Raw genomic sequence first — 11,400 nt, forward strand, 5'->3', positions numbered from 1 at the left:
TCCACCCCATCGACGAAGACCTGTCGATGGGGCCCGGCATGGGGCACCCGGCCGTGGGGTGTGTATCAGTCTCCTGAAGAGGTGACGGCGGCTTTTTCGCGCTCGATGGCGGCGAACATGGATTCGTTGTCGCTGAATTTGTAATCGCTAAGGTTTCTTTTTACAGCTTCCTGCTGTTCGGCGGCGGCGAGCAGGGTGAGATCGTCTTTGGTGACGGGGCGAAGGCCACGGGACTCGAGCAGGGAGAGGATGGACTCGGGGCTGGATTCGGGGTTGGGAGCGTCTGCTTCGGGCAGCGTCGCAAGGTAGTCGAGCGCGGCCTGCGCACCGACTTCGCCGTCGTGGCGCGCGATGCCGACGAGTCCGGTAGAGGCGCGGCGAGCCCAGCCGGCGACGAAGCGGCCGGCGAGCGGCTGCGAGAGCACGGGGTCCCAGACCTGAAAGACAGGCTCGTCGGGATGGTCGGGGTTGAGCTGCACGGCGTATCCGTTGGGGCCGATGGGCAGGCCGAGCTGCTCGTCATGCTTGTCGCCGATGGCAAAGATGAGCGTATCCACATCGAGAAGAGACTTTTGACCGTTGGGGACGGGTTTGGTGCTGCCGTCGGGGCGCAGGACGAGATCGTTGTCGCCGACCTCGAGCTGCGCGATGCGGCCATCGGGGCCGGGCAGAATGGCAGTGGGCGAAGAGAGAAAGCGGAAAGAGAGGCGCGGCGGAATGGAGGTGAAGTCCTCGGCGCTGAGCGCGGGAAAGTGCTCGGCAAAGATGGCAGCGGCGGAAACTTCTTCGCCAGCGGCGGCGCAGCGGCTCTCGACGCGGGCGAGTTCGGCGAGGAGCGCGGCGCGATCCACGTGATGGATGACGTGATCGATCTCTTTTTTGTCGAACTTGATCTCATGCGGGCCGCGGCGCGCGAGGATGATGACCTCTTCGGCGAGGCGTGAGGGGCTGTCGAGCAGGAGCCAGCGGGCGATGTCGATGGCCACGTTGCCGATGCCGATGACGGCGATGCGGCGGCCGGTGGAGAAGTCGGCGGAGGCGTAGGGCGGAAGCTGGTTGTAGTGGTAGACGAAGTCCTTGGCGGCGTAAACGCCTTTGGCGTCTTCGCCGGGGAGGCCGAGGCGGTGCGCGCCCTGCGCTCCGCAGGTGTAGAGGATGGCCGAGGGGTGCATGGCGTCAAGATCGGCGAGGGTGAGGTCGCATCCGTTGCCGATTTTTATGTTGCCGAAGTAGGAGACGTTGGGCAGCGCCAGGGCCTGGGCGAATTGCTTGCGAAGGCCGAACTTCATTTTGTCTTTGAGCGGATAGATGCCGTATTCGGCGAGACCGCCGGGCTTGATGTCGCGGTTGAAGAGCACGGCGCGATGGCCGGCGAGCGCGATTTTGCGAGCGGCAAAGATGCCGGCAGGGCCGGCTCCAACGACAAAGACAGTTTTCATGCGGGGACTCCTCGGGAGCGGATGAAGGCGAGGGGGTGATGGGCGCGATGAATTCGCATGCACCCCAAATATACCTGCCGGAGGGGTGAGGCGGTGATGGGGGACACATGGAGGGGATGCAGGGCCGTTGGCTCGGTTCGTTTGGTGGCGGGATGGCAAGGGTTTGGGGAGGGGGTGGGATCCCAGGTCCGGACGGACGGACCTGGGGCACCCGACACCTGAAGGAACTACCCCACACAAGCCAACGGCGGGCTTGTATCCACCCCATCGACGAAGACCTGTCGATGGGGGACCGGAATGGGGCACCTGTGATGTTTCAAGAGGTTGTCCATTCGAAATTTCGCGGAGAAGCTGTTTGTGGCGAACAAGCAGAGTCTTCGGAGAGATCGAATGGACATTCACCAGAATGCTCGTCTAACGCCTTACAGTCGAGAGCAGTTGGCGAGAAAAGTTATTTGTACCGGGTGCACGTTGAAGCTGGCCGCGGCCAGCTTCAACGTGAGCGCAAAGACGGCCGGCAAATGGGTGCGCCGGTATCGCGCCGAGGGTTCGGATGGCTTGCGGGACCGCAGCTCGCGTCCGCATCGCAGCCCGCGGCGCTTGCCGGAGGCGTTGCGGCTGAGTGTGATTGAGCTACGGCGGGGTTACATGCCGGGGTATCAGATCGCCCGGCGCAGCGCTGTGAGCGTGTCTTCGGTGAGCCGTATTTTGCGGCGCGCGCGGCTGAGCCGATGGCGCGATCTGAACCCGCCTCCGCCGGTGGTTCGCTATGAGCATGCCGCTCCAGGCGACTTGCTGCATCTGGACATCAAAGGCATGACGCGCTTCGGCGAGGTCTCGCTGCGCGGCGACGGCAGGCTGCGGGGCAAGAAGGAACACCCGGGCTTTTTGGCTCTGCATGTGGCCGTCGACGATCACTCGCGCATGGTCTTCGCCCAGATGCTGGCCGATCAGAAGGCGGAAACCACGATCGGTTTTCTGCACGCGGCGGTTGAGTTTTTCGCCAGCCATGGTATCGGCATCCGCGCGCTGCTGACCGACAACGGCAGCAGCTACCGCTCTCGCCAGTTCCGTCAGGCTTGCCAGCAGATGGCCATCAAACACAGCCGCACTCGGCCCTATACCCCCAGAACCAACGGCAAGGCCGAGCGCTTCATCCAGACAGCCATGCGCGAATGGGCTTACGCCAAACACTGGACCGACTCCAGCCAGAGAGATCAACACTTGCAGTCCTGGATCCACTACTACAACCACGAAAGACCTCATGGTAGCCTCAACTACAAACCGCCAAGCAGCCGATCCCAAGAAGGAACAACCTCTTGACCTTCTACAGGCACCCGACCGTGCCCTGATACGTGGTGATGGTGGGCATGGTGGGAGAAACCTCGGGCAGTGTTTGGCGACCGAGGCATCGCCGGGATTCTTCGCTGCGCTCAGAATGACGCATCGGTTGAAGGAAGTTTTTTGCTTAGTTAGGGGAAGAATTGTGGGTCCCGGGTCCGGACAGACGGACCCGGGGCACCCGGATGTGGCAGGGGCTGAAGGCCGTACCCTTCACTCATGAAGAGAGCGGGATGCAGATCCCTCGGCTTTGCAGCTAGTGGTATTCGCCGGCGTCGCCGTAGGCCAGATTGTCGAAGCGGGTGCACTTGGACAGGTAGGCCAACTGGACGGAGCCGGTGGGGCCGTTGCGCTGCTTGGCGATGATGATTTCGGCCTTGCCCTCGGTTTCGGGGTCGGGCTGGCCGTTTTCGTCGCGGTTGTAGTAGGCCTCGCGGTGGATGAAGGCGACGACGTCGGCATCCTGCTCGATGGAGCCGGATTCGCGCAGGTCAGAGAGCATGGGCTTTTTGTCGCCGCCGCGCTGCTCAGAGGCACGCGAGAGCTGGGAGAGCGCGATGACGGGGACTTTGAGTTCTTTGGCGAGCGCCTTGAGGCCGCGCGAGATGGCCGAGACCTCTTGCGTGCGGTTTTCGTAGCGCTTGGCTCCGCTGCCGCCGGGGGGTGTGCCGGTCATGAGCTGCAGGTAGTCGATGACGATGAGGTCGAGCGTGCCCTGCTGCTGGCGCAGGCGGCGGGCCTTGGCGCGCATTTCAGAGAGCGAGATGCCGGGCGTGTCATCTATGAACATGCGCGACTCGGCGAGGCGCTCGAGGGCCATGGTGAGCTTTTCCTGATCTTCGCGGAGGAGGAAGCCCTTCTGGATCTTTTGCGAATCAACCATGGCCTCGGAGGCGAGCATGCGTCGAAGGAGCGACTCCTTCGACATTTCAAGCGAGAAGACGGCGACAACCTTGCCGCCTTTGACGGCGGCATTTTGCGCGATGTTGATGGCCCAGGCGGTTTTGCCCATGGAGGGGCGGGCGGCGATGATGATGAGCTCGGAGTCCTGAAGGCCGGAGGTCATCTTGTCGAATTCTTCAAAATGCGTCGCGAGGCCGGTGACTTCGCGGCCCTCTTTGTAGAGATTGTCGATGGTGCCGAAGGAGTCGCGGACGATTTCAGGAATGCTGGCGAAGCCCTGCGAGATGCTGCGCTCGGTGACCTGGAGCAGCGCGCCTTCGGCGGCGTTGAGCACATCGAGCGCGTCCTCGGACTGGTCGGCGGCGCGGGTAATGGCGTTGGAGCTGATGGTGATGATCTGCCGCAGGAGCGACTTGTCTTTGACGATGCGGACGTACTCGTCAATGGCGAGCGAGCGCGGCAGGCCCTCGGTGAGCGAGGCGATGTAGGCGACGCCGCCGATGGTTTCGATCTCTTTGCGGCGGGCCAGCTCTTCGGCCAGGGTGACGATGTCGACGGGGCGGCCGCTGTCAATGAGCTCGGCCATGCGCGCGAAGATGCGCTGGTGGGCGCTCTGGGCGAAGTCATCGGCGCTGATCTTCTCGGCCGCCTCGTTGTAGGCATTGTTGTCGAGCAGGACCGCGCCGAGGATGGTGCGCTCGGCGTCAAGCGAGGCGGGCAGGCCGCCGACGAAATCGACTTCAGGGGATACGGACATGGGGCTGGCTCTAGTTTAGGCCGCGAGGGCGGGGATGGTGCGGGGAAATCGGGCGGATGCGGGGTGTGGGAATGTGGACAAAGGGCAGGGGTAAAGCGGGCCGGCGATGAGGTTGTGGGTTCCAGGTTAGGACAGACCTGGGCACCCGGCTATGGCAGGGGCTAAAGCCCTTGTTTCATTCGGGGGCGGTAGCGGCACGGCTAAAGCCGTGCCCTGATACAAGGTGCTTGTGGGCATGGTGGGAGAAACCTGGGACGGTGTTTGGGATGGAAGCATCGCCGGGATTCTTCGGCCTTCGGCCTCAGAATGACGCATCGTGAGTGAGGGGTGGAGTTCGGGATGGGGATGTGGGTCCCTCGACTCAGTTCGTTCGGATGGGATGACAAGGGTTTGGGTGGGGATCTGGGTGGGATGACAAAGGTTTGGGTAGACGGTGGGATCCCAGGTCCGGACGGACGGACCTGGGGCACCCGGATTTGTCCAGGTTTACGCCCCGGAATTGCCGGGGTTTACGTCCGGATGGATGTGGGCTTATAACGTGGCGGTGGCGGGGAGGATGTCTTCGACATCGACCCAGGCGGTGGGATAGTTGCCGGTGTAGCAGGCCACGCAGTATTGATTGCCCTCGCCGCCGTCGCAGGCGTGCTGGAGTCCGTCGAGCGAGAGGTAGGCCAGCGAGTCGGCTTCGATGAAGCTGCAGATCTCTTCAATGGACTGGTTGGCGGCGATCAGCTCGGATTTGCGGGGCGTGTCCACGCCGTAGAAGCAGGGCGAGATGGTCGGCGGGCAACTGATGCGGAGGTGGACCTCTTTTGCGCCGGCTCCGCGCACCATGCGGACGATTTTGCGGCTGGTGGTGCCGCGAATGATTGAGTCATCAATGAGGATGATGCGCTTGCCTTCGAGCAGATTGCGCACGGGGTTGAGCTTGAGGCGCACGCCGAAGTCGCGGACCTTTTGCTCGGGCTCAATGAAGGTGCGGCCCACGTAATGATTGCGGATGAGACCGAAGCGGAAGGGTACGCCGCTCTCAGCCGCGTAACCGATGGCGGCCGTGACGCCGGAGTCGGGCACGGGCACGACGAGGTCGGCGGGCACGTGCGATTCACGGGCGAGCTGGCGGCCCATCTGCTCGCGACTATCCTGCACCCAGCGGTTGAAGATTTTGCTGTCAGGGCGGGCGAAGTAGACGTGCTCAAAGATGCAACTGGACTGATTGGGCTCGGCGTACTGGCGCGAGGTGACGCCATCCTCAGTGACCATGACGAGTTCGCCGGGGGCGACGTCGCGCTCGAACTTCGCGTGGAGCAGATCGAAGGCGCAGGTTTCGGAGGCGAAGACGATGGTGTCAGGACCATCAGGATTTTGAATGCGGCCCATGGAGAGCGGGCGGAAGCCGTGACGGTCACGCGCGGCGAAGATGCGGTCGCGCGTCATCATGACGATGGAAAATGCGCCCTCGACCTGACGGAGCGAGTCGGCGATGGCATCGACCAGCGTGGTGGCGGTGGAATGCGCGATGAGCTGGATGATGATTTCAGAGTCGCTGGTGGTCTGGAAGGTTGCGCCCTGGCGCTCCAACTCGACGCGCAGATTGCCGAGGTTGACCAGGTTGCCGTTGTGGGCGATGGCGATGAGGCCCTTGGTGGACTCCACACGGATGGGCTGCGCGTTGAGCAGCGCGGAGTCGCCGGTGGTGGAGTAGCGGGTGTGGCCGATGGCCATGTCGCCCTTGAGCTTGGAGAGCACCTCGTCGGTGAAGATTTCAGAGACGAGGCCCATGCCCTTGATGTTGGAGATGGAGTTGCCGTCGGCGCTGGCGATGCCGGCTGACTCCTGCCCGCGATGCTGGAGGGCGTAGAGGCTGAGGTAGACCTGACGGGCCGCGTCGGGGTGGTGATAGACGGCGGCGACTCCGCAGTGTTCGCGGAGTTTGGGATCTTCTTCAGGACTGGCCGTCCTGGCGGGCGCGGCTTCGCCGCCATTGCGCTTCGTGCGGGAAGCAAGGGTCTGAAGGATTTTTGATTCGAAGCCCTCGAAGACGATGCGGCGCATGGGGGTGTCCAGTTCGGACTCGATGCCTTCGGCCTTGATGCGGCTCATGCGAGCACCTCATTCTGGAGCGCGGATTCGAGAGATTCAGACCATGGAGTGAAGAGGTCAGAGACGGTGGTGTGGACCAGGGTTTCGCCGTTACGAAGGATGGTGAAGCGCTGCTTGACCGTCTCGCCGAGCTGCACGGCAAAGAGCTGAGCGTGCGCGGCGATGATGCGGAGGAAATCGTCTTTTTTCTCAGGAGCGACGGAGGCGACGACCAGCGATGCATCCTCATGGAAGAGCATCATTTCGGGGGGCGTACCGGTGGGATCGCTGACCTCAACGCGGACGCCGATCTGGCGGGGGAAGCAGTTCTTGGCCAGTGCGACGGCAAGGCCGCCGTCGGAGACATCATTGACGGATTGCACGGCGGATGCCTGCGCCAGTTCAGCGAGGGCGCGATGGAGGGCGGCCTCGTCATCAAGGTGGAGCGCGGGAACATCGCCCCAGAGATGGGCGAAGCGCTGGCGCGCGTATTCTGTAGCGCCGAAGGTGTGCAGGGCGTTGCCGATGGCTCCGGCGATAGATTTGCCGCCGACCAGATAGACGAGATCGCCGGCGCGCTGGAAGTGCGCGGGGACGGATTTGGTTACGTCGTCGAGAATGCCGACGACGCCGATGACGGGCGTGGGGTAGATGCCTTCGCCACGGGTCTCGTTATATAAGGACACGTTGCCGCCGGTGATGGGGGTGCCGAGCGCGGTGCAGGCCTCGGCCATGCCGTCGATGGCGGTGGAGAGCTGCGCCATGATTTCAGGCTTCTCAGGATTGCCGAAGTTGAGGCAGTTGGTCGCGGCGACGGGGGTGGCTCCGGTGCAGGCGACCTTGCGGGCGGCTTCGGCGACGGCGTGCATGGCTCCGAGTTTGGGATCGAGATAGCACCAGCGACCGTTGCCGGCGAGCGCCATGGCGAGGCCGCGTTCGTGGCCGGGCGTGCCGGACTCCTTGATGCGCATGACGCCGGCTTCAGCGCCGGGGCCCTGCGCGGTGTTGGTTTGCACCATGGAGTCGTACTGCTCGTAGATGTAGCGCTTGGAGCAGATGTTGGAGGCGGCGAGCAGCTTCTTGAGCTCGGTGGTGTAGTCGGCTCGAACCTCAAGCGCGGCGAGCACGGCAGGAGGCGGATCGGCGGGGACGGGTGCTTTCCAGGTGCCGATGGGGCGGTGGTAGCGGGGCGCGTCGTCTGTGAGGGACTGGTTGGGAATGTCGGCCTCAAGCACGCCGTTGCGCCAGATGCGCATGCGCGGCTCGGCGATGACTTCGCCGACGACGACGCCATCGAGTCCCCACTTGGTGAAGACGTCGAGGACTTCCTGTTCCCTGCCCTTTTCGGCGACGAGCAGCATGCGCTCCTGGGATTCGCTGAGCATGAGCTCATAGGCGTTCATGTTGGTTTCGCGCTGGGGCACGTCGTCGAGATTCATCTCGATGCCGACGCCGCCGCGCGCGCCCATCTCGCAACTGGAGGAGGTGAGGCCGGCAGCGCCCATGTCCTGAATGCCGACGACCGCGCCGGTGCGCATGGCCTCGATGCAGGCCTCGAGGAGCAGCTTTTCCATGAAAGGATCGCCGACCTGGACGTTGGGGCGCTTTTGCTCGGAGCCTTCCTTGAACTCTTCGCTGGCCATGGTGGCGCCGTGGATGCCGTCGCGGCCCGTCTTGGCGCCTACATATATGACCGGATTGCCGACGCCGGTGGCCTTGGCGTAGAAGATTTCATCGCGCTTGACGAGGCCGAGCGCGAAGGCGTTGACGAGCGGGTTGCCGGAGTAGCAGGGCTCGAAGCGGGTTTCTCCGCCGAGGTTGGGCACGCCGAAGCAGTTGCCGTATCCGGCGATGCCGTGGACGACGCCCTCGAGGATGGAGTGATTTTTGTGAAGAACTGCCTCGCTCTCGGTATCCAACCCAGGTCCGGACACACGGACCTGGGGCACCCATTCTTCGCTGTGGATGGGGCCGAAGCGGAGCGAATCCATGACGGCGAGCGGACGCGCGCCCATGGTGAAGATGTCGCGCAGAATGCCGCCGACGCCGGTGGCCGCACCCTGGTAAGGCTCGATGTAGGAGGGGTGATTGTGAGACTCGATCTTGAAGGCGCAGGCCCATCCGTCGCCGACGTCAATGATGCCGGCGTTTTCGCCCGGCCCTTGCACGACGCGATCGCTTTCTGTGGGCAGGCGCTTGAGGTGCACGCGCGAGGACTTGTAGGAGCAGTGCTCGCTCCACATGACGCTGTAGATGCCCAGCTCGGTCATGCTGGGGGTTCGGCCCAGCGCGGTAAGGATGCGCTGGTACTCCTCTGGCGTGATGCCATGCTGTTGGAGAAGCTCGGGGGTAATGGCCGCGGGATGTGGCGCCATGGAAGACACGGAAGAATCAGGTTTCATGACGGTTAAAACTTATTGTCGCACGGCGGCGGCGGCCACGGCGCGAATGTGTTCGGGGGTGGTGCGGCAGCAGCCGCCGATGGCCTGCGCGCCGGCGGCAAACCATTGTCCTGCCAGAGTTTGGTAGTCCTTGACCTCGGCGGCGAGGTCAGTGCGGCCCTGCCAGGCTCGGGTGGCGGCGTTCCAGCTTTCGCCGGAGTTGGGGTAAGCGATGACGGGCTTTCTGGTCTGGGACTGGGCAGCGGCGAGCAGGGGCGCGACATGGCGAGGCGCGGTGCAGTTGATGCCCAGGGCCAGCACCTGCACGGCGGAGTCAAGAAGCTGGGCGCAGGCGGCGAGGGGTTCGCCGTGGGCGATGTGGGCTTCGTCCCGGCAGGTGAAGGACAGCCATGCGGAGACGTTGGGCGTATGGGTGAGCGCGGTGAGGATGGCGCGGGCCTCGTCGAGCGACGGGATGGTCTCAAAGGCGACCAGATCCGCTCCGGTTTCGGCGAGGACGGCGAGGCGGGCGCGGTGGAACTCGACCAGATCGTCAAAAGTGATGCTGTAGTTGCCGTGGAACTCGGCCCCGTTGTGCAAGGCCGCGCCGTAGGGGCCGAGGGAAGCGGCGATCCAGATGGGGCGGGAGTTTTCTTGCGCGTAGCGGGCGCGGGCCTCTTCGGCAAGGGCGACGCTGCGGCGGAGGGCGGTGGCGAAAGCTGGATCGGGGCGGCTCAGTTCGGCATAGCCCTGGGCAGATATTTGATAGCTGACGGTCGAGATGCAGTCGGAGCCGGCGCGGAGATAGTCAAGATGGACGGCCTGGATTGCTTCGGGGGATTCATCGAGCACGTGGGCCGACCAGAGCGGGCCGGAGATGTTGAAGCCGCGGCGCTCCAGCTCGGTGGCCATGCCGCCGTCGAGGACGCGGATACGGAGGAATTCGTCGTGGTAGAGAGGTTGCATCGCGAACCATTGACCCGGGTAAAAGAAGATTGGGGAAAACCTACCTATATAGGTATAGGACGCGCGGAGGAAGGCGAACGATTCCTGAGGCAAGAATGTGGGCAAGGCCGCGGGGCAAAAAAAGTGGCAGCTTCCCAATCCGGCTGGAAGCTGCCCGTTCGCTGAAGGTAGAAGGTTATGGCTGCGGCTTTTGCAGCGGGTCCATCATGAAGTGGGCACGGCGGTTTTGCTGGAAGCAGGCCGGCGTCTGATCGGAACAGAACTGCTTCTCTTTGCCATAGCTGAGGACGTTCATGCGGCCCATGTCGATGCCATCCTTTGCGAGCGCGCGGCGAACCGCGAGCGCACGCTGGAGGCCGAGCCAGATGTTGTATTCGGCGGTGCCGCGTTCGTCAGCAAAACCGGCGATGGTGATGTGAATGTCAGGATGCGACTCAAGATACGACGCATCATGGGCAATAGCAGATTGGGCATCGGGGCGAAGATTGTATTGGTTGTAGTCGAAGAATGCGTCCTGGATGTTCTTTTCAAAATCGAGCATTGCAGGGTTGTTGGTCGCGGGCTTCTCGACAATGGTCCGGGTGATGACCTTTGCCTTCTGTGGCGGCACGATGGTGAAGGAGACCTGGCAGTCGGAGTGGACTCCTGCATCATCGGCCAGATGGGCGGTGCCGTAAACGTGATAGGTGCCGGGCTCTAATCCAGCGGTCTCGATGGAGACCATGGAGCCGCTGCCCTGCACGGTTCCGGCGCTGGCGTGCCAGTCATAATCGACGGCGTCGTTGCCGGGCCAGGTGATGGCCTGCGCGATGATTTCGAGCGGCTCGCCGGGAGGAACCTGCTCGGCGCTCTGGGTGCAGCTCAGATCCACCTGTTTGGCGGGCATGTGCATGGGCGGCGCGGGAATGTAACGAGTACGGTTACCAAATTTGAAGACGACGCCCGCGCCGATCTCAAGGGTATTCTGCTCGCCGTTGATGCCGTTGGGCAGAGCCGTGTGAAGAAATTCAGCATCTGGCAGAAGCACGGCCATGCGTGGCGTGAGCTCGTACTCAAGGCCGCCGCCCACCGAGTAAGCCACGCTGCTGGCTGAGGTTGTGCTGGTTCCATTAGCGCGAGGAAAGTAGGAGCCAGTGCCCCAGGCTGCGCCGAAGAGGGCTTCGCCGTAGGGGGCGAAGCGCCCATGATGCCAGGTGAACCGGGGGCCCACGGTAAAGGTGGTGAGCGTGAGGTTCTGACCGAGCGCGCTGATGTCGTTGGAATGACCACCGGTGACTTTGCCTTCGATGCTGAGCCAGTCATTGAAATGGATGCCGGCGGAGAAGAAGCCGCCGTGCATGGCGAAGCAATGGCAGTTGCCCGGAGGCGCGTTGGCTCCAATGTAGTTGTAGCCAAGTGCCAGATCATAGCGGGGTGCGTTGACCGCGGGATCAGCGGTGTTCTGCTGTCCCACGGCCACGGCTACGCCGAAGACCATCAAGATTGCGGTGAAGTGGATCCATTGGGTCATTCGCATTGTCTTTCTGCATCT

7 protein-coding genes are annotated in these 11,400 nt (G+C 63.3%); 1 reads left to right on the forward strand and 6 read right to left on the reverse strand.

Annotated features, from left to right (window positions below):
• Positions 1 to 65 precede the first annotated feature (65 nt).
• Positions 66 to 1,439, reverse strand: coding sequence for an FAD-dependent oxidoreductase (locus ACP_RS06630; RefSeq protein WP_041839370.1), 1,374 nt, complete (start codon positions 1,437 to 1,439; stop codon positions 66 to 68).
• A 390-nt stretch (positions 1,440 to 1,829) separates the two neighbouring features.
• Between ACP_RS06630 and ACP_RS06635 the strand changes: the two genes are divergently transcribed.
• Complete coding sequence (locus ACP_RS06635; RefSeq protein WP_012680514.1) at positions 1,830 to 2,762, forward strand: IS481-like element ISAcp2 family transposase; 933 nt, start codon at positions 1,830 to 1,832, stop codon at positions 2,760 to 2,762.
• Between the two features lie 274 nt (positions 2,763 to 3,036).
• Here the strand turns inward: ACP_RS06635 and dnaB are convergent, their stop codons facing one another.
• From dnaB to ACP_RS17280, 5 genes are all read right to left on the reverse strand, one after another.
• Positions 3,037 to 4,440, reverse strand: coding sequence for a replicative DNA helicase (gene dnaB, locus ACP_RS06640; protein WP_015896522.1), 1,404 nt, complete (start codon positions 4,438 to 4,440; stop codon positions 3,037 to 3,039).
• A 531-nt stretch (positions 4,441 to 4,971) separates the two neighbouring features.
• The gene (gene purF, locus ACP_RS06645; protein ID WP_015896523.1) at positions 4,972 to 6,543 is read right to left on the reverse strand and encodes an amidophosphoribosyltransferase; all 1,572 of its coding nucleotides are present in this window, start codon (positions 6,541 to 6,543) and stop codon (positions 4,972 to 4,974) included.
• Positions 6,540 to 8,924 (reverse strand): phosphoribosylformylglycinamidine synthase subunit PurL, encoded by a 2,385-nt coding sequence (gene purL / locus ACP_RS06650; protein ID WP_148215069.1) that lies wholly within the window; start codon positions 8,922 to 8,924, stop codon positions 6,540 to 6,542. The genes purF and purL overlap by 4 nt, the downstream gene beginning before the upstream one ends.
• 12 nt (positions 8,925 to 8,936) lie before the next feature.
• Entirely contained in the window at positions 8,937 to 9,869 is a 933-nt protein-coding gene (gene mmuM, locus ACP_RS06655) for a homocysteine S-methyltransferase (protein ID WP_015896525.1), read from the reverse strand.
• A 175-nt stretch (positions 9,870 to 10,044) separates the two neighbouring features.
• Positions 10,045 to 11,379, reverse strand: coding sequence for an outer membrane beta-barrel protein (locus ACP_RS17280; protein WP_052294719.1), 1,335 nt, complete (start codon positions 11,377 to 11,379; stop codon positions 10,045 to 10,047).
• Between the last annotated feature and the right edge of the window lie 21 nt (positions 11,380 to 11,400).

Source organism: Acidobacterium capsulatum ATCC 51196, from assembly GCF_000022565.1.
Classification (GTDB): Bacteria; Acidobacteriota; Terriglobia; order Terriglobales; family Acidobacteriaceae; genus Acidobacterium; species Acidobacterium capsulatum.